The 22031-nt window shown below is 58.8% G+C and carries 18 protein-coding genes and 3 pseudogenes; 10 read left to right on the top strand and 11 right to left on the bottom strand.

All coding sequences use genetic code 11. From position 1 onward, the window contains the following. Window positions 1–62: 62 nt before the first annotated feature. Window positions 63–982: pseudogene (locus SERRSCBI_RS14815) on the bottom strand (Kdo(2)-lipid IV(A) acyltransferase). Between the two features lie 628 nt (window positions 983–1610). Here SERRSCBI_RS14815 and SERRSCBI_RS25265 point away from each other — a divergent pair. The 3 genes from SERRSCBI_RS25265 to SERRSCBI_RS14800 all read left to right on the top strand — a co-directional run bounded on the left by SERRSCBI_RS25265 (window position 1611) and on the right by SERRSCBI_RS14800 (window position 2556). Continuing rightward, a complete protein-coding gene (locus SERRSCBI_RS25265; RefSeq protein ID WP_033643599.1) occupies window positions 1611–1811 on the top strand; it encodes a DUF883 family protein in 201 nt (66 codons plus the stop codon). Between the two features lie 11 nt (window positions 1812–1822). After that, on the top strand, window positions 1823–2071 hold the full coding sequence (locus SERRSCBI_RS14805; RefSeq protein WP_004935146.1) for a GlsB/YeaQ/YmgE family stress response membrane protein: 249 nt from the start codon (window positions 1823–1825) through the stop codon (window positions 2069–2071). A 95-nt stretch (window positions 2072–2166) separates the two neighbouring features. Next, on the top strand, window positions 2167–2556 hold the full coding sequence (locus tag SERRSCBI_RS14800) for a YidB family protein (RefSeq protein WP_019453502.1): 390 nt from the start codon (window positions 2167–2169) through the stop codon (window positions 2554–2556). A gap of 3 nt (window positions 2557–2559) precedes the next feature. On the opposite strand, the pseudogene SERRSCBI_RS14795 reads toward SERRSCBI_RS14800, so the two are convergent. Next, a pseudogene (locus SERRSCBI_RS14795) lies at window positions 2560–3497 on the bottom strand (LysR family transcriptional regulator). Window positions 3498–3607: 110 nt separating this feature from the next. Here SERRSCBI_RS14795 and SERRSCBI_RS14790 point away from each other — a divergent pair. Further along, window positions 3608–4660, top strand: coding sequence for an SDR family oxidoreductase (locus SERRSCBI_RS14790; RefSeq protein ID WP_042784915.1), 1053 nt, complete (start codon window positions 3608–3610; stop codon window positions 4658–4660). A gap of 43 nt (window positions 4661–4703) precedes the next feature. On the opposite strand, the gene SERRSCBI_RS14785 is transcribed toward SERRSCBI_RS14790, so the two are convergent. From SERRSCBI_RS14785 to SERRSCBI_RS14775, 3 genes and pseudogenes are all read right to left on the bottom strand, one after another. After that, the gene (locus SERRSCBI_RS14785; RefSeq protein ID WP_033643596.1) at window positions 4704–5711 is read right to left on the bottom strand and encodes an NAD(P)H-quinone oxidoreductase; all 1008 of its coding nucleotides are present in this window, start codon (window positions 5709–5711) and stop codon (window positions 4704–4706) included. Between the two features lie 167 nt (window positions 5712–5878). Next, window positions 5879–6076, bottom strand: a pseudogene (locus SERRSCBI_RS14780) (hypothetical protein); the annotation flags it as partial. Window positions 6077–6586: 510 nt separating this feature from the next. Further along, complete coding sequence (locus SERRSCBI_RS14775) at window positions 6587–6964, bottom strand: hypothetical protein (RefSeq protein ID WP_033643595.1); 378 nt, start codon at window positions 6962–6964, stop codon at window positions 6587–6589. A 375-nt stretch (window positions 6965–7339) separates the two neighbouring features. Here SERRSCBI_RS14775 and cspE point away from each other — a divergent pair, with 375 nt between their 5' ends. Beyond that, on the top strand, window positions 7340–7552 hold the full coding sequence (cspE, locus tag SERRSCBI_RS14770) for a transcription antiterminator/RNA stability regulator CspE (RefSeq protein WP_004935122.1): 213 nt from the start codon (window positions 7340–7342) through the stop codon (window positions 7550–7552). A 319-nt stretch (window positions 7553–7871) separates the two neighbouring features. Then, entirely contained in the window at window positions 7872–8072 is a 201-nt protein-coding gene (gene dsrB, locus SERRSCBI_RS14765; protein ID WP_033643594.1) for a protein DsrB, read from the top strand. 216 nt (window positions 8073–8288) lie between these two features. Here dsrB and rcsA read toward each other — a convergent pair whose 3' ends face one another. After that, window positions 8289–8918 carry a transcriptional regulator RcsA gene (gene rcsA / locus SERRSCBI_RS14760; protein ID WP_019453510.1) on the bottom strand — a complete coding sequence of 210 codons (630 nt, stop codon included), beginning with the start codon at window positions 8916–8918 and terminating at the stop codon, window positions 8289–8291. 794 nt (window positions 8919–9712) lie between these two features. On the opposite strand from rcsA, the gene SERRSCBI_RS14755 reads away from it, so the two are divergent. Continuing rightward, a complete protein-coding gene (locus tag SERRSCBI_RS14755; protein ID WP_033643593.1) occupies window positions 9713–10354 on the top strand; it encodes a GNAT family N-acetyltransferase in 642 nt (213 codons plus the stop codon). 12 nt (window positions 10355–10366) lie between these two features. On the opposite strand, the gene SERRSCBI_RS14750 is transcribed toward SERRSCBI_RS14755, so the two are convergent. Continuing rightward, a complete protein-coding gene (locus tag SERRSCBI_RS14750; RefSeq protein WP_042785742.1) occupies window positions 10367–11782 on the bottom strand; it encodes a pyridoxal-dependent decarboxylase in 1416 nt (471 codons plus the stop codon). Window positions 11783–11883: 101 nt separating this feature from the next. Here SERRSCBI_RS14750 and SERRSCBI_RS14745 point away from each other — a divergent pair, with 101 nt between their 5' ends. Continuing rightward, the gene (locus SERRSCBI_RS14745) at window positions 11884–12759 is read left to right on the top strand and encodes a LysR substrate-binding domain-containing protein (protein WP_033650819.1); all 876 of its coding nucleotides are present in this window, start codon (window positions 11884–11886) and stop codon (window positions 12757–12759) included. On the opposite strand, the gene SERRSCBI_RS14740 is transcribed toward SERRSCBI_RS14745, so the two are convergent. Both SERRSCBI_RS14740 and SERRSCBI_RS14735 read right to left on the bottom strand, forming a co-directional pair. After that, a complete protein-coding gene (locus tag SERRSCBI_RS14740) occupies window positions 12756–14141 on the bottom strand; it encodes a CoA transferase (RefSeq protein WP_042784914.1) in 1386 nt (461 codons plus the stop codon). The two genes, SERRSCBI_RS14745 and SERRSCBI_RS14740, sit on opposite strands and share 4 nt — an antisense overlap. A 61-nt stretch (window positions 14142–14202) precedes the next feature. After that, entirely contained in the window at window positions 14203–16383 is a 2181-nt protein-coding gene (locus tag SERRSCBI_RS14735; protein ID WP_042784912.1) for a glycoside hydrolase, read from the bottom strand. A 501-nt stretch (window positions 16384–16884) separates the two neighbouring features. On the opposite strand from SERRSCBI_RS14735, the gene SERRSCBI_RS14730 reads away from it, so the two are divergent. Then, window positions 16885–17583 carry an MgtC family protein gene (locus SERRSCBI_RS14730; RefSeq protein ID WP_025303346.1) on the top strand — a complete coding sequence of 233 codons (699 nt, stop codon included), beginning with the start codon at window positions 16885–16887 and terminating at the stop codon, window positions 17581–17583. Window positions 17584–17826: 243 nt separating this feature from the next. After that, on the top strand, window positions 17827–20526 hold the full coding sequence (mgtA, locus tag SERRSCBI_RS14725; protein ID WP_042784911.1) for a magnesium-translocating P-type ATPase: 2700 nt from the start codon (window positions 17827–17829) through the stop codon (window positions 20524–20526). A 48-nt stretch (window positions 20527–20574) separates the two neighbouring features. Here mgtA and SERRSCBI_RS14720 read toward each other — a convergent pair whose 3' ends face one another. Continuing rightward, a complete protein-coding gene (locus tag SERRSCBI_RS14720) occupies window positions 20575–21348 on the bottom strand; it encodes a DUF3307 domain-containing protein (protein ID WP_033650823.1) in 774 nt (257 codons plus the stop codon). A gap of 2 nt (window positions 21349–21350) precedes the next feature. Beyond that, on the bottom strand, window positions 21351–21947 hold the full coding sequence (locus tag SERRSCBI_RS14715) for a hypothetical protein (protein WP_033650824.1): 597 nt from the start codon (window positions 21945–21947) through the stop codon (window positions 21351–21353). Window positions 21948–22031 lie beyond the last annotated feature (84 nt).

The raw sequence follows: 22031 nt of genomic DNA, 5'->3' as shown, positions 1-22031 counted from the left end.
AGAATGCTCGTGCGAGGTGAGCGCCTTCGCCGCCGGCAGGGCGGGCGAAGGCACGAAGGCGATTAATACAGCGAAGGTTCGCCGGGGGGCGGGTTTTAAAGCGGCGGTGCAACCACATGTATTGATCGGGCGCCAGCAGCACCTGTTCTTCCACCACGCGGTTCATCATGGCCGCCGCGCGCGTTTCATCGTCCAGCGGGAAGTCCGTCAGCGGCGGCTGCACGATCAGCTCGTAGCCGCGGGCATTCGGCAGGCGGCGCGGCACGAATGGCACGATCGACGGCCGCCCCATACGCGCCAGGATATAGGTGCCGGTCGTCGTGGCGGCGTTTTCCACGGCGAAGAACGGTGCGAACACGCTGCTTTGCGGGCCGTAATCGTGGTCCGGCGCGTACCACAGGATTTCACCCTGCTTCAGGTTGCGGATCATGCCTTTGATATCTTTACGATCGATCATGAATTTATTCGAGCGCAGCCGGCCCCAGGTCTGCACCCATTCCATCAGCTTGTTATTGTGCGGGCGGTGTACGCCGATGCCGGGGTTTTGCATGCCGAAGATGCGCGCGCCCAGCTCCAGAGTGAGGAAATGCAGGCCGATCAGCAGCACGCCTTTCCCGTCCTGACGCGCCAACTGCATGTTTTCCATGCCGCTCACCTTAAACCAACGGGCGATGCGCCAGTCAGGCCAGAACCAGGCCATGCCGACTTCGAACAGGCCCATGCCGACGGACTCAAAATTTTTGACAATCAGCGCCTCTCGTTCGGCGGCGGGCATCTCAGGGAAACAGAGTTCTAAATTACGGCGCGCTATTTTTACCCGGCGTTTCATCAGGGGCATGGCGATTCTGCCAAGGCCGTGTCCAAGCCGATAAATGAGCGGGTAGGGCAATAACACCAATAGATAGAGTATTCCCAGCCCTATCCATAGCAACCAATAACGAGGGCGCAAGAATTCGCGCTCAAAGCGTTGGTTTGAAATCATTTTTTCTGTTCTTCCTTTAATTTCGCAATGGGACCTTAACCCAAATTGTTATGTGCGAAATGATAGAGCATTTTTTGTGAGACCGGGTTTTCCATTCATGCTTTTTTTTACGCTTTATTTAAGCGCAGACGGAAAACGGAACGAAATGAGATTTTTACCGAGGGAAGGGCGGATATTCACCGCTATTTCAACCGGCTGGCGACATTGAAAAATAAGGACACAATTCAGCGCATCGCAAAAGTGACAACCGCTATGTAACCTTAGAGAAACAGTAACGCGGCGGAACCGTCCCAAACGGCAGCCAGCGCATACAGCAGCGCGAGGATCAGGACAAAAGGGGCATTGAACATCGGCGTTTCCTCCAGGAGGCTGTGTTTAAAGTTTAGCCTGCCCAGATGACAATGGGATGAAATGCGATCGCTTTTGAAGCGGTGAAATTCAGACGGACGGAAATGGGTAAACCGCTGATTTTTTACTATAGTCATAGTGTGATGTTGTGCGTTTGTCGCCGTACGCCCCGTCTTGAACGGCTGTGGGCAGAGTGTCCAGAGCAAGATCGCGGAACGGGCGGCGCCGGACGTGAAACAGGTGACGAAGTTCTCAGAGGGCGGGTCTGTAAGGATTTGACATGTCATATGAAAATGACGATCTAAGCGGTGTTGAGCAACCGAGCGACTACGTTAAAACCACCGCCTGCGAAGTGCGCAGCGGCGTAAAGGCAGCGCTCGAGCAATCATGTGCCTGCATCAAGGATAACCCTTGGGCAGGGGTAGGCGCCGGCGCCGTCGTGGGCCTGGTAATAGGATTTCTGTTAGGCAAAAGGCAATAGGGAGAGTAAAAATGGGCATCATTTCCTGGATCATTTTTGGTTTAATCGCCGGTATCCTGGCTAAATGGATTATGCCGGGCAAAGACGGCGGCGGCTTTATTGTTACCGTTATACTGGGGATCGTGGGCGCCGTCGTCGGCGGCTATATCAGCACCTTCTTCGGTATGGGACGCGTTGACGGTTTTAACCTGGGCAGCTTCGTGGTGGCGGTCATCGGTGCCCTGGTGGTGCTTTTTGTCTACAGGAAGATCAAAGGCTAAGCAGCCGTTGCTCAACAGGGTCGCCGCGGCGGCCCTTTTTCGTGAAATCAATCCGGCTGTGCGGCGCGGGCCGCAGCGGCTGAAAGGGGAATATCATGGGTCTGTTCGATAGCGTATTGGGTAACATTCTGGGCGGCGGCGCCAACGGCAAAGGCATCGACTACATCGCCATTATGCAGTGGGTCGAGCAACAAGGCGGCCTGCAGGCCATTTTAGACAAGTTCCGCCAGGGGCAGTTCGGCGATATCGTCGGTTCCTGGCTCGGTAACGGCGAAAACCAGCCGATTACCGGCGATCATGTGCAGCAGGCGTTGGGCAGCGATGCGATCAATCAACTGGCTGAAAAGCTGGGCGTCGATCCGGCCCAGGCGTCCAGCACCATTGCACAGTTCTTGCCGACGGTAGCGGATGCCGCTTCGCCAAACGGTGAAGTGCAGCAAGACAGCAATGAACTGGGCGACATGGTCGGCAAACTGTTCAAATAATGATTATGCTCCCGGCGTCTGGCCGGGGGCATTCACTCCGCTAATTCCCTCGATCGCCGTCAACGCCTGTTGCAAATGCGCCACCCAGGCGCGCACTTTCTGCGGAATAAAACGTAAAGCGGGATAGACCGCATGCAGCGCCATGGGCGGGTAGCGGTATTCCGGCAAGACGGGAACCAGCGCGCCCGTCGCCAGCTGTTCGCCGATCAGCGGCCGCTGAGCGCCACCGATGCCGGCCCCGGCCCCGGCCTCGATGGCCGCCAGCAGCGATAAGGTATTGTTGGCGCGAAACGTGGGCCGCAGCGCGACCATCTCGGCGCCGTGGGGCCGAGCAGGGTGAGCGTATCGCCATCGTTTAGGCCGCTGTAGCGAATGTGCGCATGTTTCACCAGATCCGCCGGCGAACGAGGGGCGCCATGCCTGGCCAGATAGGCCGGCGACGCGACCAGCAGGCGTTGCAGCTCACCCAACCGTTTCGCCACCATGCCGGGCGCATGCAATTCGCCGAAGCGCAGCGCCACGTCTATGCCTTCGCCGATGACGTCGGCGCGGCGATCGTCCAGCAGCAGCTCGATGGTGAGATCCGGATGACGTTTTTGGAACGCGATGGCCAAAGGGGTGATATGCCGTTGTCCGAATCCGGTCGGCGCATGCAGGCGCAAATTGCCCTGCAGCTGGTGGTGCTGGCCGTGCAACGCCTCTTCCGCTTCGTCGACCGCCGCCATAATCGGTTTGAGGCGCTGATAGTAATCATTGCCGGCCTCCGTCAGGGTGACCGCACGCGTGCTGCGAAACAGCAGCTGCGCCCCCAACTGCTGTTCCAGACCGGCGATTTGCTGACTGACCGCCGGCTGCGTCAAACGCAGATCGCGCGCGGCGGCAGACAGGCTGCCCAGCTCCGCCACCCGCATAAAGGTTTTCATTGCGTTCAGCTTATCCATGTCGATTTTGCCTATAGATATTTCTTATTAGTGTTAGTGGAAACCCTCATCTACCGCAAGCATCGCTAATCAATAACACTCAGGGTATCGATAATCCGAGGGGTGACAAAATGAACGCAAAGCGACAGGCGCTGGTGATCGGCGCCAATGGCGTGATTGGGCGCCGATTGATTGAGGAGCTGATTGACCAAGGTTGGCAAGTGGTGGGCGTCTCGCGCCGGGGCGGCGAATCGGCGCCTGGGGTGCGCCACCTGCAGGTTGACCTGCTGGATGCGGTGGCGACGCGGGACGCGCTGCGGCCGCTGAGCGCGATTAGCCACGTTTTCTATGCCGCCTATCAAGATGCTCCGGATTGGGCGGGGCTGGTGGCGCCGAACCTGCAAATGTTGCAACACGTTGTCGAAGGGCTGGAGCCGATTGCGCCGGCGTTGGAACATATCAGCCTGATGCAGGGCTATAAAGTTTATGGCGCGCATTTGGGGCCGTTTAAAACGCCGGCGCGTGAAAGCGATACCGGGCATATGCCGCCGGAGTTTAACGCGGCGCAGCAGCAGTATCTGGAGCAGCGCCAAACAGGCAAGCGCTGGCGTTGGAGCGCCATTCGCCCGAGCGTCGTGGGGGGCTTCTCGCTCGGCAACCCGATGAATCTGGCGTTAAGCATCGCGGTTTACGCCTCGATCAGTAAAGCGCTCGGGCTGCCGCTGCGCTTTCCCGGGAAGCCGGGCGCTTACCACAGCCTGTTGGAAATGACCGACGCCGGACTGCTGGCGCGCGCCACGCTCTGGGCGGCGACCGAACCTGCGGCAGCCAATCAGGCGTTTAACATCAACAACGGCGATCTGTTTCGCTGGAGCGAAATGTGGCCGAAAATCGCCGCGTACTTCGGGCTGGAATGTGCGCCGCCGTTGCCGATGACGCTGGAAAACATGATGGTGGACAAAGCGCCGCTGTGGCGTGAGCTGGCGCAACGGCACTCCTTGACCGAGCCCGATTACCGGGCGGTGGCCGGCTGGCGTTTCGCCGATTTCGTCTTTTCCTGGGACTACGACATGTTCGCGGACGGCAGCAAGGAGCGGCGTTTCGGTTTCCATCAGTTTGTCGAAACCGAAGCCATGTTTTTCTCGCTGTTCGATGCATTCCGTCGTCGCCGCATCATTCCCTGAATGCGGCATAAATGTCCCCGCAGCCCCGCTGCGGGGAAAGGTCTCAGAACGTCAGCATGATTTTGCCGATGTGCTCGCTGGATTCCATCAGCGCATGCGCAGCGGCCGCCTCTTCAAGCGGGAAGGTTTTAAAGATTTGCGGTTTCAGCACGCCGCGCTCCAGCAGCGGCCAAACTTTCTCGTGCAGCTCGGCGGCAATCTGCGCTTTGTCCGCGACGCTGCGCGAACGCAGCGTCGAACCGGTATGGGTCAAGCGTTTCAAGAGCAGCGGCATCAGGTTGAGCTCTTTTACCACGCCGTTTTGCGTGCCGATTTGCACGATACGGCCTTCCATCGCTGCGGCCTGATAGTTCTTGGCCACATAGTCGCCGGCGATCAGATCGACGATCACGTCGGCGCCTTTGCCGTTAGTGGCGTCTTTGGTGCGGGCGACAAAGTCTTCGTTGCGGTAATTAATCGCCACGTCGGCGCCCAGCGCCAGGCTCGCCTGACGCTTCTCTTCTGAACCGACGGTGGTGATCACCTGGGCGCAGAAGGCTTTCGCCAGCATGGTGGCGACCGTGCCGATACCCGAGGTGCCGCCGTGGATCAACACGGTCTCGCCGGCTTTGAGGTGACCGCGCTGGAACACGTTGACCCAGACGGTAAAGAAGGTTTCCGGCAGCGCGGCGGCCTCGGTCAGGCTCAGGCCCGCCGGAACCGGCAGCGCATTGCTTTCATGCACGGCGCAGTATTGCGCATAGCCACCGCCGGCGATGAGGGCGCAAACCCGATCGCCGATCGCGAAGCGGGTCACGCCTTCACCGATGGCCACCACTTCGCCGGCAATTTCGAGGCCGGGAATATCCGAGGCGCCGGGCGGTGGCGCATAGTTCCCCTGACGTTGCAGCACGTCGGGGCGGTTAACGCCGGCGGCGGCGATTTTCACCAGAAGTTGGCCCGCTTGCGGAACCGGCACCGGACGTTCGGCGACGACCAGAACCTCGGGGGCGCCGGGTTGGCTGATCTCAATCGCTTTCATCGTGTCGGGCAGCGGTGCATTCGTTGACATGGTTACTCTCCTCATCGTGGCGGACGCGGTTATCAGGTGGCGCGTCCACAATAAAGTCTGCTGTTAGCTTAGCGAAATCGAATGAGGTGCGCGTGGTCGAATAGAGCGGTTTTGCGAGGAAGAGGAGGAGACGCCGCCGCGATGGGCGGCTGGGCATCAATCGTTAGGGGGATGCGGAACCCTTTCAATGAAACGATAAAGTGTTCTTTTCCTTTGGAGATCTTGGCGCCTTTATCGCACCACAGGCTGGCAAGCTGGAAGAAATCGTCGCTGCCGATGTCGTAAGCCAGTTCGATTTTCTTGGCTGTGCCGGCGCGGATGAGCTTTTCTGCTTCCTGGTGGTTTGCAGCTTTAATTATGGTCATGGGCGAAATCCTTGGTGTTAAGCCAGAACGGATAATCGCTAATCATCATATGGCCATATTGTGACAGTTTTGTGATGAAAGGATGACGATAACCGCAGGCGCGGCGTGCGGCGTGCCGCGCCTTTGCGGTGAAAATGCGTTGTCGATTACCGATCGTGCGGGCGAACGAATGCGCTTTTCTTCTGAGATTTGAAGTGTTTATAGAGCGCATAGCCCGCAATGCCGGCCAAGACGGCCAGGAGGGCAAGAGATCCTGTGGCCATGAACATCACCTCCGAATAAGAATGGCAAGGAGGCGTATTTGTGACATTCATCACTTTGCAGGGCAATGAGACCAATCTGTAATCGGGAAGGCGTGATGCGAGAAGGGCAAAAAAAAAAGCGCCTATAGGGAGGCGCATAAAGATTTGCAACACAGCTTGTCATGTTCAACACCAGGAGGAGTGGTGAACTGACGCCATTCTAAGCGGCCGTGATTGCGTGAGGTATAGGTATTCTCCGAAAGCGTCATTACCACTCATAGCCTAACTGAATGTTGTAATCGGGATCCTGGTTGGTGGAATAAGGATCGGATTGGCGGCGGCGATCGGTTTTCTTCACCGGGCCGTCATACGCGGGATAAGGTTTGGTGCGCGGCTTGCTGCAGCCCGGATGATCGCACTCGATGTCGACGCGAAAACCGTTTTTATCTCGCGCCTCTGCCCAGGTGATCGGCGGTTTCTCGGCCTTGGGCGCGGGCCCAGGCGACGTCGGCGGCTTGGGCGCGGGGGCGACGCTGGGATCGGGGGCTTGATAATTCAGCTCCAGCGCGCCAAGCGGGGCGCTGTAAGCGGCAAAGGCCAGCAGGGCGGCGGCGCTGGCGGCCGGTAATGTGAGCCATCTCGGCATGGTGGATCTCCCTGGATGATTACGCCGGGCAACTATAAAACAGTAAAACGAGAATTACTATCATTTGCCTGCGGCGTAATGGGGATTCAGCTGGCGATCCCGTAGGCAGACGGGGTCAAATCCTGTGCGTTTAGCCGAGATTAACGCCCCTGCACGGCGAAAAAGGTTGCTATTGCCGCTCGCTCGTGAGTTAATGATGTCGGCCTGTGGTACAGACCTATTTATGCACGACATTTTGAGTAAAGTAGTTCAAATTTAAAGCGTTATCCCGGATAGCCCTTCTCTGACGAATTTCCTTTCCAGTGCCTCCATAAGTAACTGATGACCGGCTATCTCGCCCATGGCGGCTAACATTATTATTGAAGGAAATTAGACATGTCCAACATGATCAAAGGTCAAGTGAAGTGGTTCAACGAAGCTAAAGGTTTTGGTTTCATCACCCCAGCAGACGGCAGCAAAGACGTATTCGTACACTTCTCTGCTATCCAGGATCAAGGCTTCAAGACCCTGGCTGAAGGCCAGAACGTACAGTTCTCTATCGAGAACGGTGCGAAAGGTCCATCTGCGGCTAACGTTACCGCTATCTAATTGGCGTCTACCGCTGATTGAATAAAACCCGCCGAGGCGGGTTTTTTTATGCCTGCAATTTGACGGCGCATAAAAAAAAGCCCGCAAGTCTGCGGGCAAAAGTTCCTTGTTACTTCTTCATTTGCAAGCGCTTCTCTGGGGGGAAACGCCTGAAGACAGGTTACGCGAGGCCGGCTTAAGATTCTGCGGTCAAACCGTTAAGAAAGTGAAAATCCAGGCGGCTGCTACGCTGATAGCAGAGACCGGCAGGGCTGGGGCGGTGTCCTTCACCCGGGGTTTTGTAATACACTGATGCCAATCGCAAAGAATGGGGAAGGGTATGCAGGTTAACGATCGAGTGACGGTAAAAACAGATGGTGGCCCACGGCGCGAAGGCGTCATTCTGGCCGTAGAGGTCTTCAACGAAGGTACCATGTATCTGGTGTCTCTTGAGGACTACCCGGCGGGCGTGTGGTTTTTTAATGAAATCGACAGCCGTGACGGCACTTTTGTGGAGCCTTGCGGCGCGCCCGGGCAGTAACTTCGAACAATCTCATTAATTTGCTAACGAAACTGTCTATTTTGAGATTATTTCAATACGGTAAGAATTTTTTTATCGACGACATAAAAATACCCGTTGCGCCAGCGGGGGATAACGCAGCAGGTATTCTTTTGGTTATCCCAGCGTTTGAGAACCGGATTACGTTATCACCGGAAATTAACGATGGGTAAACAAAGTGGGGGCGTTCTCTACGGTTCAGCGGCTATTGACGAATATTCCACTAGTCAATGTGTCGGTCAAACGGACAACGTGGTAAATGATCTGCTTGTTGTGCGTTTTTATTTTCCGCTTGATGTTTCCCTTGTGGGAAGAGACCGTTTTGGCCTTTATTTGCATCTGGTCTGATATCTGGATGGTGCCTTGCCCTGACATCCACATGCGTAACATGTTCGATTCAGTTTGGCTCAGCGTCACCGGCGTTTGATCCAGAGAAGATTTCTCCACCCGTAGGGATTTTTTCTCGAGATAATGACTAAGTAGCTGATTCATAGTCTCTGGTTTGATGGATTTTGACGATATGATGACGTTCTTGCGAACATATAAATAATCGTCGAAATGTACATTGGTAATAGCCATGAAGATGAAGAATAACGTATCCGGGTGCAGTGAAATCACCCGTTTTATTCGCTCCGTGGCGTTTGCTTCATGGATGAAGCAGTCCTCGTTAATAAACACCAGGCTAGGATTCAACTTACTGCATTTTTCATGCAGGCTGTCAATGTCCTCGATGGCATTAATATGGCGCTTCTTCACGCCATGCGAAGTCAGATAGTCGGTTAACCCCAATCTGGTATAGCTACATGAATCCATGATAATCGTTGGCATATCGCACCCCCACTTAAATCCGTTTTACTGCGGTAATATGAGAAAAAGCCTAAAAAGCCGAAAGGCAAAATGGAACAATAATTCAGTGTAGCGAGTGTTCTATCAATAAACACGACGGCACTCAATGATATTTTCATACTAAACTTATTAATCGCATGAATCTATAAGTTTGGCTTAAGTCAGAGCGATCCGCTACTCGCCCGGCGTCGGCATGATGGGCCTGATTCGCGCTTGGCGCCCGCGCCTGCCGGCATTGTCTGCTGATAATCTGTTCATCATGTCACGAAACAAAATTTTAGTTTGCTAGGAAAAGTCTTAAAAAAAATTCATGTGTCTTTTTTTTGAAGTCTTTTAGCGTGCTTTTTAAGTGCTCAAAAAGCACTCACTCCTGAGTTCTTCTGTTTTTAATCATAAAAATCATTGTCTTATGATTGTCTTGGCACCTTTCGCTAATGATAAGCGCTTCTGTTTTTATCATAACAACAAACAAAAGTTAACATTATTGCTGGAATGTGTAGCTTAATTGTTGCCATAAATCACCATTTTACAATAGGTTATGTGGATATTTATTTCATATGAAATTATTTGTGTGAATGTTTATCGGTGATTGAGTGATTTTTCTAAACTATCGTCTTGCCAGCCGGTCGGCAGGGGCGGCGGCAGGTCGGAGTTGTTTCTGACCCGCGCCGGTTTTAATTTGCTCTTGCACCTTTCAAAAACAGGATGTCGCGGTGAGACAAAATCAATATGGGCAGCCGATAGGCGATGCCCTCCCTCATTGGCAGCCGGCAGGCATGCCCGGGCAAGCGTTACTGTCAGGGCGGTTTTGCCGCCTGGAACCGCTGAACCTCGAACGCTGGGGCGACGAGCTTTATCAGGCTTATCAAACCGCCGAGGACGACCGCGACTGGACCTATCTGTTTTGGGCGCGGCCGCAGACGCGCGAGGATTTTCAGCATTACCTGCAGGCCCTGGCGTCCAGCGCCGACAGGCGCACGATGGTGGTGATCGATCAGGCGAACGGGCGCGCGGTAGGAACCTGCGCTTTTTTGCGCATCGATCCCGCCAACGGTGCGGCTGAACTGGGCACCATCAACTGGTCCCCGCTGATGAAGCGCAGTGCGCTCGGCAGCGAGGCCATTTTCCTGATGCTGCGCCATTTGTTTGACGATCTGGGTTACCGGCGCTGCGAATGGAAATGCGATAGCCTCAATCTGCCTTCGCGTCAGGCCGCCGAGCGTTTTGGCTTTCGCTATGAGGGCACGTTCCGTCAGGCGGTCGTCGTCAAAGGACGCACGCGCGACACCGACTGGCTGTCGATCATCGATGGAGAATGGCCGGCGTTGCGCTCGGCGTTTGCCGCCTGGCTGTCACCGGATAACATCGGCGACGACGGGCGGCAAGAACGGCGTTTGCAGGCCTTCCAGCCCGGGTGACGCGCCAGGCGTTTAGGCCGTCTCCGCCAGGCAATGGCGCAGCGAGTCCAGCGTCAGGCGAATGTCCTGTTCCTCCGTCATCCAGTTGACCAGCGCGGCGCGGATCCCCGGCTGGCCGTTATAACGCGTAGGGGTGCAACGCGCCACCCCATGCCGGCTAAGGCGTTCGAGAAAGCGATCGCGCGCCGCTTCGCTGTCGCCCTGTGGATGACTGAGGGCAAAGCACACCACGTTCATATTCACGGGCGCCAACAGATGAAAACCGTCCTCGGCCGCTAACGCCGCTCCCAGCGCCTGCGCCAGTTCGACATTGCGCTCGACGATATCTCGTATGCCGCTGCGGCCATAGGCTTTCAGCGTCAGCCAAAGCGGCAGGGCGCGGAAGCGGCGCGAATTTTCCGGCGTCAGATGCAGATAGTTGTCTGGCCGCAGCGTCGGTGCTTCCAGGTAGGCCGAATGGTTCTGAAATACCTGCATCTGCAGATCCAGATGGCGGGTAAATTGGATCGCGCTGTCATAAGGCACGTTCAGCCATTTGTGCGCATCGACGGTGATGGAATCGGCATGCTGCCAGCCCTCGAGCCTTGGGGCGTAGAGCGGCGAGCAGGCCGCCACGCCGCCGAATGCCGCATCGACATGCAGCCAAAATGGATAACGCTCTCGCAGCGCCAGCAGTTGCGGCAGATCGTCGAAAGCGACGGTATTGACCGTGCCGGCACTGGCCAGTACCAACGTTGGCTGGCCAGCGCCGGCGGCCAGCTGCCGCTCCAGCGCCGCCATATCCATGGCTTCAGACTCCGGCAGGCTGGCGACGATCGTCAACGCCTCGCGGCCGATACCGAGCATGCTGAGCGCCTTCACGCTGCTGGAATGCGGATTGGCTCCCAGAACCCGGATCGGGCCCAGCGCCGTCAGGCCTTGTTGGGCGATATCCACGCCGCGCTGTTGCCCCAGCCACTGCCGACCAATGGCCAGCCCGGTGAAATTAGCCATGGTCGCGCCGCTGACCAGGCTGCCGCTGAACGTTTCCGGCAGGCCCAGCAGGGATTTCAATTGCGTCACGGCCGCCAGCTCGATCGTGGCTGCGATGGTATCATGGCTGAGCAGGCTATTTTGGTCTGTCACGCTAACCAGCCAGTCCGCTGCGACCGCCGCCGGGGTGCCGCCGCCGGTGACGAAGCCGAAATAACGCGGGCCGGCGCTGGCGGAAATGCCGGCCTGATAACGTTGCCAAAAGCGCTCCAGCGCCGCCAGGGCGCCTTCGCCGTTTTCGTCGAGCCGATCGTCGCCCGGTTGCAGCTGCTGATGCTCGAGCGGTGGGCAGACCGAGCGTTGCTGCAGCCCAGCCAGGAAATCTTCCGCCAGTTGGCGGGTGTGATCGAGGATCTGCGGAAACTGTGCGAGGTCCTGTTGTAAACGTGGGTGCATGGCGGCTCCGAAAGCGTCAGGGATGATGGGGTAAACATAGAACATTTGCCTGCCGGTCAAAATCGATAAAAAATAACCTTTTTGGATAGCCTGGTTAACCAATAATGAGTGAACGCATTCCCTTGCATGTCTTGCCGACCTTTGCTATCGCCGCCAGGTTGGAAAATTTGCGCGCTGCGGCGCAACAGGTGCATTTGACGCACGGCGCGGTCAGCCAGCAAATTCAGCTGCTGGAGCAGGCGGTCGGCTATCCGCTGTTTGAACGGCGCGGGCGCGGCGTGCGCCTGAATGCCGCCGGGCGAGAGTTGCTGGCGGCGGTAGAGCCGGCGCTGCAGGCGCTGCAGCAGGGCGTCGCCCGCGCCCGGCGAGCGGCGGCAAGCCAGACGCTGCGCATCAGCGTGTTGCCGTCTTTTGCCCATTACTGGCTGCTGCCGCGTCTGTCGGCTTTTCATGAGGCCTGTGCCGATATTGCGCTGGATATCGATGCGTCGCTGGCGCTGCAGGATCTGTCGCAGCGGGGGTTCGATGCGGCGATCCGCATCGGCAGCGGTCAATGGGCGGGGCTGCAGGCGCAGCGCATCGCCTCGGGGGACGTGTTGCCTGTCGCTTCGCCGGATATGGCGCGAGAATGGGGGGCGGCTTTCGAGAACGGTGGCGATATTCCGTTGCTCGAGCACGACGTCAGTCCCTGGCGCGACTGGTTCAACGCGCAGGGGCGCCCGTTATGCGGGCGGCAACAGGCGTTGTTCAACGATGCCGGATTATTGATTCGCGCAGCGGAGCAAGGGTTTGGCATCGCGTTGGCGAAAAAGCTGCTGGTGCAGGATGCCCTCGACGCGGGGAGGCTGGTGGCCTTGGCCGCGCCCTGTCGCCTGAGCGATGACGACGTTTATCTGGCATGGCCGCAGACCGCCGGGTTGACGCCGGCGGTCACCCGCTTGCTGCAGTGGCTTCAGCAGCAGTTGGCGGCGATTTAGCGGCGTAGCCATTCCGGTTGCGAGGTGCCGAGCGTGGTCGCCGGCAGCGCCCATTGCAGCGCCGTGCCCTGCAGACTCAACGGCGCGCGCAGGCGTTGCGCGGCCCCCCAGTAAGTCAGTTCCGTTTCAGGGTTCTCGTCGGCGCTTCCGGCCGGTGTCAGCGGTTCCGGCCGATAATGCGTCGGGTAGGGATGCGCCAGCAGCAGCTGCGCCGTCCGCGCCAGCGACAAGCGCGCGCGATAGCCGGTGCCGCGGTACAGGCGCTGCGTCATACCGGTCAGCACCGCCGCCGCCATCAAATAGCCGGTGGCGTGATCCAGCGCCTGTACCGGCAGCGGCACCGGCAAACTGGCGCTGCGCCAAACCATGCCCGCCTCCGCCAGCCCGCAGCTCATCTGCACCAGACTGTCGAAACCGCGCCGGGTGCGCCACGGCCCGCTCCAGCCGTAGGCATTCAGGCAGACGTCGATCAGGCCCGGCGCCAGCGCGTGCCTTTCCTCCGCGCCATAGCCCAGTTTCTCCAGCGCGCCGGCGCGGTAGCCGTGCACGATCACGTCGGCGTTTCTCAGCAGGTGCTCAAACGTATGGCGATCGCGCGCATTGGTCAGATTGAGGCGCGCGCTGCGCTTGCCCAACATCACTTCGTGTTCGACCCCGGGCTCATCCCACCCGTAAGGGTCGATACGCAGCACGTCGGCGCCCAAGCCGGCGAGAAAACGCGTGGCGATCGGCCCGGCAAGAATGCGCGTCAGGTCCAGTACCCGCACGCCGTGCAGCGGCCGGGCGACGGGCAGCGTCCAGCCGGGCGATGGCGCTTCCGGCTGCAATGCGGTGTGGATCAGCGGTTCGAGCGCCACGCTTTTACCCTGAATATGTTGTCGCCACGCGGCCGCCGAACGCATTTGGGCTGCGCAGCCGCCGGCCGCGATCACCGCTTCCTCCAGCTCGCTTTTTTTCCAGGCCAGCACACGTTCCGCCAGCGCGCCTTTCTTCGATGCCGGGCCCAGCACCTGTTCCACCGCTCGCCGATGGTGTGGCGCATTGGTATGCAGGCGTATCCAGCCGTCCGCCGTGGCGTAGTCGCCGGCCAGCGCGTCCCAGGCGGCGGGCAGCGTCCAACCCAGCGGGCGCAGCGTCCAGCCGAACCAAAGCGAGGCCAGGCGTTGATCGACCCAAACCTGCTGCGCGGCGGCGCCCTCGCGCCGCAGCAGCTCGGCGCAGGCTAAACCTGCAGCGCTCCAGGCGGCGGTGGCCAATTCGGTCACGGGAAAAGCCGAAGGCAATGCGCCGGTGCCGCTTACGGTGAGGCGATCGGCGGGGGCAGGGCATTGCCCGAGGCTTTGCCAAATCTCGTCGAGCAGAGTGTGGATCAGGGGAGTCATCGGCCGTTCCTTGTGGGTAAACGGAAATATAGCCTAGCGTAGCCCACTGTCGGCGGCCTTGCTAAGGTGCGACGTCGAGAGTGCGGCCGTCGGCCAGTTTGGCGCGTACGCTGTGGGGCGCCACGCCGCCGAAAGGTTGCGCGCTGAAATTGGCGGTCAGGGTCGATCCGTCGCTGAACGTCGTCTGTTGCACCCAGCCGTCCCGATCGAGCCAGCGGAAGTCGGTTAACGCTTTATCCCACAAGGCCTGATGCAGCGGCCGGAAGGCGGCATCGGCGCGTTTTATCGCCGGTAAGCGCGCCGCCAGAGTGGTGCGGCTCAGGTGGAACATCGGCGCGGTGTTGTACAGCTGGCTGAGCAGGCTGCGGGGGGGCTGAACGTCGCTGAACTTCAGATTGTCGTAATTCCAGTGGTGGCTGCTGACGATAGCATCGTGGAAAACGGCCTGATACAGCGGCAGGCGGTAACGCGGATCGAATTCGACGGTACGGTAGGGCTGTTTCACTTTGGCGGGGCGGAAGAAAAACGCCGGTTGGGCGTTGGGCCACCAAGCGCCGAGATAATAGGGCGAGGATTTATCCTGATTCATCTGTTTATCTCCCCAGCCGAATCCCCAGGTTTCCATGCCGTGGGCGAACATCAGGCTGCGCGCGGTCACTGCGTTGCCATCCTCTGAGCCCAGCGGTAACTTAAGGGTGGCGCTGAACCAGGCGAGCCGGGCGTTGCGGGCTTCGGCCATCTGCGCCGCGCCGGTTGGGTGGTCGGGCTGATAGTCGTCGGACACCATGCCGGTGCCGTCCACATCGAGAAACAGGCTGTTCAACCCGGCCAATTGCACCAGTTCGCGCATGCGCTGTTGAGAATAGGGCAGGACACAGCCTGGATTGAGGTAATAACCCTGTTTACCGAAGCCGGGTTTCCTGCTGCCGTCTGCGCGCACGATGGCGCAGGATTCCCGCAGCGTCGTCGGCAACTGCGCAGTGAGCCAGCTGTCGTTGACGCCGCGCGCGATGGCGGTATCGTAGGAGTCGTAGCTGGCGATCAGATAACCGGCCGCTTTGGCGGCGGCTACCGCTTGCGGGTGCAGGAAGGCGGCGGTCCAGTTATCGGTGCCCAACCACAGGCGCGGCAAACCGGCCTGGCGCAGCGCGTCGATCAACGGTTTGGCCAACCCTTGCCCCCAACCGTCCGCTGGGGTTAACCAGCGTCCCAGCTCCCGTTGCGCCAGCGCCCGCACTGCGGCGGCCTGGCGCTGTTGCGCCTGCAGAAAGTCGGCGTCATCCGGCGTCGCGCCAAGCGCGAACTGCGCCGTCAACGCCCGGTTGATGCCGTCGATCAGGGGCTGTTGTTGCCAGCCCTCCGGCGTTTTTCCCGCCAGCCGCAGCAGCAAGCTTCTGCTCTCGGCGTCCATCTTCTGCCGCAGCGCTTCGGCGGCGGGAGAGGCGAAGTAGTGCAGTAATCCCGGCCAATCCTTGACATCTTCCGCCGCCAGCAATTGGTCGCCCCACAGATAGATATGGGTAGCGCCGATCAGCTTTTCGCCTTCGGGCGCCTGCTTGATCTTCTCGCGCAGGCTGCTGAACCGGCCGTTTTGTTGCAGATAGTCGCGGTAACGGCGGGCGCCGGACAGCGGGGCGTCGCCGACGTGCAGCAGCACCTCGAATGCCTGTTGTTGATTGAAGCGATTGAATTGGTGGCTGGCGCGCATCGCCAGCTTTTCCTGCGCGGTGGCGAAGGCTATCTGGTTACTGAACGGCGTCAACATCAGCCAGCTGTAGACCTTACCCTGGTGTTGCAGGCTCCACAGCGGCAGTTTCAGATCCCAGTTGGTATCCAGCGGCGTCATTTCCGTCGTCAGGTAATGACGCCAGACCGCGTTATCCAGCGGGATGCGGCTGCCTTCGCCGATCGGCAACAGCAGCGTTTCCCCCTGCGGCATATGATACCAGTTCAGGGTTTGCGGCCGATCGCTGCTGAAGCTCAGGCGCAGATCGCCGCCTTCCAGACGGGCGCTGACGTTGATTGCGCGTTGCGGCCATCGCCAGCTGGCGCGTCGTGGCGTTGCGGTAAGATCCGTTACCTGCTGCGCAGGCTGCGCCAGATTGATCGGCACCGGGCCTGCGGCGATATGCAGCGTGGCAGGGTCGAGTTCAAATTGCACGTCGCCTTGCTGCAGCAGTAAGGCATCGGCGGGAAAACTGATGAGCAGCGCCAGCGCGAGCGGGGAAAACCGTTGTTTCATCAGGGGCGTCCTTGGAAGATGAAAGAGGGCAGTTTACCGATAAGCGCACTGTCGCCCAATGTCGCCATCTTCTATTTGTGACATCGAAATATAAACGCCGTATTCCAGTTTATTTTTCGTTTAATAAATTAGCCTTTACTTCATTACCCGACGTCACTATACTCAGCCAAAATTTCAGTGGAGAAACCCAATTGGACAGTTGTAGTTGTAATAAAACAAATAAGGCAAGCTGACCAATTCTCTTCTGATTTGTTGCTTGCCGTTATCGGCGGGCAGCACCCCTCTCCAGTTATTTCTGAGCTGTGCATACCCGAATAAGAAACGTTTCCTGATGCCTGACGGTTTCAGGTGAATTGAGTTGGACGTTATTATGGTATTCTGCAGCCACAGCCTTTTCCCTCCAGGCACAGCACGCTGATTCGCTGATTTATTTTCAGCGCGATTTCGCGTGTGCTAAACAGCACATGATTTTATCTCCTGCGGTTAATTAAGGGGACAGTCATGGCTATGACTCCTTTCGTTTTGAATTTATTGCTGGCGATGTGCCTGGGCGCGGTCATTGGCGCCGAACGCCAGTGGCGCCAACGCATGGCCGGCCTGCGCACCAATGCGCTGGTGGCGACCGGCGCGGCGGTCTTTATTCTCAGCTCCATGTCCACCGATCCGGCCAGCGCCGGCCGCGTGGCGGCGCAGATCGTCTCCGGTATCGGCTTCCTCGGCGCCGGCGTGATCATGCGTGAAGGGCTTAATATTCGCGGCCTCAACACCGCCGCCACGCTGTGGTGTTCGGCGGGGATCGGCGTACTGTGCGGCCTGGGCCAGCATTGGGATGCGGTGGTCGCTACGCTGGTGATCCTGTGCGCCAATATCCTGCTGCGCGAAGCCGCGCAGCGCATCAATCTGCAGCCGCATCAGCAGGCGACCGATCTGGAACTGTGCTATCGCATTCAGGTGACCTGCGGCGAGCAGGACGAAATTCTGGTGCGCACCCTGATCCTGCAGGCGCTGAACGGCGTCGCCTTGCGGCTGCAATCCTTGCGCAGCGCCGATATTTCGAGCCCGGGACAATTGGAAGTGTGCGCGGAAATTACCGCTACGCCAGCCGCGCAAAAAGAAATCGAAGGCATTGTCTGCCGCGTCAGTCTGGAAAAAAGCGTGAGCGCCGTTCGCTGGCGCGTCGCGTCCGAATTACCGGTCTGATTAATGATATAAATATTGATTAACTTGATTATATGTTCAGGTTTATTCATGCACGCCTTGAATAACGCTGAACATTAAGGAGGCGTTATGGACGATGACCCCGGAAGGGAAATGATTCCAGCGTGGCTGACAGGGTAATTCCGCCATTTAGTCACGCTAATAAAAAATTCCAAGCTGCGCATAGTCACCTGTTTATCGGGCGGGGCTTCGCTGTGCGCAGAACTAAAATAAGAGAATAGCGTTATGACTCAGATTAATGAAAGAACACGTCGCCGTGATAAAGACGCGGTGACCTACGCCATTGCGCAAGAGGCCACCAACAGCATCGCTCAAACGCTGGCGAACCTGAAGTGCAACCGCAACGGCTTGACCCAGGACGACGCCGATGAGCGGCTGGAGCAGTTCGGCGCCAACCAGGTCGCCCATGACAAGGCGCCGCATGCCCTGATCCAGCTGATCAAGGCCTTCAACAACCCGTTTATCTTCGTGCTGATGGTGCTGGCTGCGATCAGTTTCTTTACCGATTATTGGCTGCCGTTCCAGAGCGGTGAAGAAACTGAACTCACCGGCGTCATTATCATTCTGACCATGGTCACGCTGAGCGGGCTGCTGCGTTTCTGGCAGGAATACCGCACCAACAAAGCGGCGGAAGCGCTGAAATCGATGGTGCGCACTACCGCCACGGTGCTGCGCCGCAGCAGCTACAGCGCGCATCCGCTGACGCTGGAAGTGCCGATCCGCGAACTGGTGCCGGGTGATATCATCCAGCTCTCCGCCGGTGACATGGTGCCGGCCGACGTGCGTCTTATCGCCTCGCGCGATCTGTTCATCAGCCAGGCGATTTTGACCGGCGAGGCGATCCCTATCGAGAAATACGATGCGATGGGCAACGTGGCGCAGAAGTCGAGCGAAGGGGAAGTGTCCAGCGAGAACGCGCTGCTTGAGCTCTCCAACATCTGTCTGATGGGCACCAACGTCGCCAGCGGTACCGCTACGGCGGTGGTGGTGGCGACCGGCGGGCGCACCTACTTCGGCTCGTTGGCCAAGTCGATCGTCGGGACACGGGCGCAGACTGCGTTCGATCGCGGGGTGAACAGCGTCAGCTGGCTGTTGATTCGCTTCATGCTGGTGATGGTGCCGGTGGTGTTGCTGATCAACGGCTTCACCAAAGGCGACTGGAGCGAAGCGGCGCTGTTCGCGCTGGCGGTGGCGGTCGGCCTGACGCCGGAAATGCTGCCGATGATCGTCAGCTCCAACCTGGCGAAAGGGGCGATCGCCATGTCGCGTCGCAAGGTGGTGGTGAAGCGTCTGAACGCCATTCAGAACTTTGGCGCCATGGACGTGCTTTGCACCGACAAGACCGGCACGCTGACCCAGGACCGCATCATTCTCGAGCACCACATCGACGTCAACGGCGCCAGAGATAACGAGGTGTTGCACCTGGCCTGGTTGAACAGCTTCCATCAGAGCGGCATGAAGAACCTGATGGATCAGGCGGTGATCCGCTTTGGCCGCGGCAAACCGGGGATTGAAGCCCTGGGGCGTTTCAGCAAGGTGGATGAGCTGCCGTTCGATTTCGTGCGCCGCCGTTTGTCGATCGTGGTGGCGGATGAGAATGGCCGCCAGCAGCTGATCTGTAAGGGCGCGGTGGAGGAGATGCTGGAGATCGCCACCCACGTGCGTGAAGGCGATCAGACGCTGGTGCTGGACGACGCGCGCCGTGCGGCGTTGCAGGCGCTGGCCCGAGAATATAACGAAGACGGTTTCCGCGTGCTGGTGCTGGCGACGCGCGAGCTGGATGCGCAGCGCCCGGCCGAAGCGCTGAGCGTGGCCGACGAACGCGATATGGTGGTGCAAGGGCTGCTGACCTTCCTCGATCCGCCGAAGGAGAGCGCTCAGCAGGCGATCGCCGCGCTGCAGGAAAATGGCGTGACGGTGAAGGTGCTGACCGGCGACAATCCGGTGATCACCTGCAAGATTTGCCGCGACGTCGGGCTGGAGCCGGGCGAGCCGCTCTCCGGGCTGCGGATTGAACAGATGGATGACGAAGAACTGGCGCGCGAAGTGGAACAGCGCACGGTCTTCACCAAGCTGACGCCGTTGCAAAAATCGCGGGTGCTGAAAATGCTGCAGGCCAACGGCCATACCGTCGGCTTCCTCGGCGACGGCATCAACGATGCGCCGGCGCTGCGCGACGCCGACGTCGGCATCTCGGTCGACACCGGTACCGATATCGCCAAGGAGTCGGCGGACATCATCCTGTTGGAAAAGAACCTGATGGTGCTGGAAGAGGGGGTAATCAAAGGGCGCGAGACTTTCGGCAATATCATCAAGTACCTGAACATGACCGCCAGCTCCAACTTCGGCAACGTGTTCTCGGTGCTGGTGGCCAGCGCCTTCATCCCGTTCCTGCCGATGCTGGCGATCCACCTGTTGATTCAGAACCTGATGTACGACATTTCTCAGCTGTCGCTGCCGTGGGACAAGATGGACAAAGAGTTTCTGCGCAAACCGCGCAAGTGGGACTCCAAAAACATCGGGCGCTTTATGCTGTGGATTGGGCCGACCTCGTCAATCTTCGATATCACGACGTATGCGCTGATGTGGTACGTGTTCGCCGCCAACAGCGTGGAACACCAGGCGCTGTTCCAGTCCGGCTGGTTCATTGAGGGGCTGCTGTCGCAAACGCTGGTGGTGCATATGTTGCGCACCCAGAAGATCCCGTTCATTCAGAGCACGGCGGCGTTGCCGGTCTTGCTGACCACCGGGTTGGTGATGGCGCTCGGCATCTACATTCCGTTCTCGCCGCTCGGCGCCCTGGTTGGCTTGCAGCCGCTGCCGTGGGAATACTTCCCGTGGTTGGCCGCTACGCTGGTCAGCTACTGCGTGGTCGCACAGTTGATGAAGCGTTTCTATATCCGCCGCTTCGGCGAGTGGCTCTAAGCCGCCTCGGCGTTCACTTCGGGGGCGAAATTCTTCGCCCCCGCACCGCTACAGCAGTTTGTTGACCAGCAGGCCGAGCATGATGGTCAGCGTGAAGGAAAACAGCGTGCCGAGCAGCACATACTCGGTACGCATCTTATCGTCACTTTGGCGCAGATCGCCGAAACGGAAGATAGATTTGGCCGCCAGCAAAAAACCGATCGCCGGAATTTGCCCCAGCAGCACAAAGGTCAGGATCAGCGTTCTTTCCAGATAGCCAATCTGTTTGCCCGCGCGCAGCAGCGAATCGTTGTCGGCCTTGGCCGAAGGCGGCATTTGCGGCGTCCAGCGCGCCAGCAGTTGCCCAATCAGCAGGCTCATCGGCAGATAAATCAGGCTGTAGGCCACCAGCACCAGGCCGGTTTGCCAACTCCCCAGTTGCCGTCCCAACGCCGCGAGCAGTTCACCGGCATTCGGCGTCAGCCCCAGCCACAGCAAGGCGATCACCGCCAGATGCAATCCCTGATCGAGCAGAAAGCTGCGGGCCGGGCTCAGGCGGATCATGGCGGTGACTTTCAGCAAATCGATCAGGTAGTGGCTGACGGCGATAACCAGCAGGCTGACCAGCACCTGCAGTGAAGACAGTCCGCCGTGCAGCAGGCCGAAACCGGCCACCACCCAGGCGGCCAGCACCCCATGCAGCAACGCGTGCAACAGCAGAAAACGCGAACGCGCGCGATGTTGGATTTTATCTTCCACCCAACTCAGCGGCTGCAGCGGAAAATCCGCCAGCAGATGGACGATCAACAGCCAGGCCAGTAAAGGCGCATAGGTCAGATCCATAGTCAGACGATCCTGTTAATGGCGTGAATAAACCGCATGATCTCCTCATAGGCCGCGCGTTTGAGCGTGGCGGAGACCGTGGAAGCGGCTTTTTGCAGCTGCTCGGCTACGGCCGCGCCGCTGTCGGCGAACATTCTCGCCTGGACGATGCGCGCTTCGGTCTGCGACAAGCGGCCAATGACATGATCTAACATCGGCAGCAGATCGCTGACAATGGCGTTTGTCCGATCGTTGTCGGTTTTCAGAGCCAGGCGGCAATTTTTCGTCATGGCGTCCAGCGCGCTGCCGGAGTTGATAAAGGCGCTACCGTAACCGGCGGCGTCGGGCCGTTGGCTACCCAGCCCGACGGCGATGCGCGCATCCCAGTGCGCGGCGCCCATCGCCCGCAGCGCAGTGCGAACATACACCGCCAGCAACAGCCCGTCCTCCGGCGCGGCCTGCGCCTGGAAGGCATCGCCGCGAAAGATTTCCACCTGGCGCAGCCGCCCGTCGTGCTGCAGCCTATCGAGCAGGCTGTGCAGCCCGTTGAGGTAGTTGACGGTGTCTGACCGGCGAGAATCGACCAGATCGCCGCTGATTACGCTGATTGGCGTCGGCATGGCGTGATCCGTTGTGGATGGGGGATGACTATAAATTCGCACCTGAATACGAATATGTCAATAATTCGTCTCTAAAGGCGAATT

Source organism: Serratia sp. SCBI (assembly GCF_000747565.1).
Taxonomy (GTDB): domain Bacteria; phylum Pseudomonadota; class Gammaproteobacteria; order Enterobacterales; family Enterobacteriaceae; genus Serratia; species Serratia ureilytica.
The sequence above is the reverse complement of the archived record's forward strand: the minus strand, read 5'-3'. Positions and strand labels throughout refer to the sequence as shown.

Coding starts and splice junctions, on each gene's coding strand:
- SERRSCBI_RS25265 (WP_033643599.1), top strand. CDS start 1,611: ATGTCATATGAAAATGACGATCTAAGCGGTGTTGAGCAACCGAGCGAC.
- SERRSCBI_RS14805 (WP_004935146.1), top strand. CDS start 1,823: ATGGGCATCATTTCCTGGATCATTTTTGGTTTAATCGCCGGTATCCTG.
- SERRSCBI_RS14800 (WP_019453502.1), top strand. CDS start 2,167: ATGGGTCTGTTCGATAGCGTATTGGGTAACATTCTGGGCGGCGGCGCC.
- SERRSCBI_RS14790 (WP_042784915.1), top strand. CDS start 3,608: ATGAACGCAAAGCGACAGGCGCTGGTGATCGGCGCCAATGGCGTGATT.
- SERRSCBI_RS14785 (WP_033643596.1), bottom strand. CDS start 5,711: ATGTCAACGAATGCACCGCTGCCCGACACGATGAAAGCGATTGAGATC.
- SERRSCBI_RS14775 (WP_033643595.1), bottom strand. CDS start 6,964: ATGCCGAGATGGCTCACATTACCGGCCGCCAGCGCCGCCGCCCTGCTG.
- cspE (WP_004935122.1), top strand. CDS start 7,340: ATGTCCAACATGATCAAAGGTCAAGTGAAGTGGTTCAACGAAGCTAAA.
- dsrB (WP_033643594.1), top strand. CDS start 7,872: ATGCAGGTTAACGATCGAGTGACGGTAAAAACAGATGGTGGCCCACGG.
- rcsA (WP_019453510.1), bottom strand. CDS start 8,918: ATGCCAACGATTATCATGGATTCATGTAGCTATACCAGATTGGGGTTA.
- SERRSCBI_RS14755 (WP_033643593.1), top strand. CDS start 9,713: ATGCCCGGGCAAGCGTTACTGTCAGGGCGGTTTTGCCGCCTGGAACCG.
- SERRSCBI_RS14750 (WP_042785742.1), bottom strand. CDS start 11,782: ATGCACCCACGTTTACAACAGGACCTCGCACAGTTTCCGCAGATCCTC.
- SERRSCBI_RS14740 (WP_042784914.1), bottom strand. CDS start 14,141: ATGACTCCCCTGATCCACACTCTGCTCGACGAGATTTGGCAAAGCCTC.
- SERRSCBI_RS14735 (WP_042784912.1), bottom strand. CDS start 16,383: ATGAAACAACGGTTTTCCCCGCTCGCGCTGGCGCTGCTCATCAGTTTT.
- SERRSCBI_RS14730 (WP_025303346.1), top strand. CDS start 16,885: ATGGCTATGACTCCTTTCGTTTTGAATTTATTGCTGGCGATGTGCCTG.
- mgtA (WP_042784911.1), top strand. CDS start 17,827: ATGACTCAGATTAATGAAAGAACACGTCGCCGTGATAAAGACGCGGTG.
- SERRSCBI_RS14720 (WP_033650823.1), bottom strand. CDS start 21,348: ATGGATCTGACCTATGCGCCTTTACTGGCCTGGCTGTTGATCGTCCAT.
- SERRSCBI_RS14715 (WP_033650824.1), bottom strand. CDS start 21,947: ATGCCGACGCCAATCAGCGTAATCAGCGGCGATCTGGTCGATTCTCGC.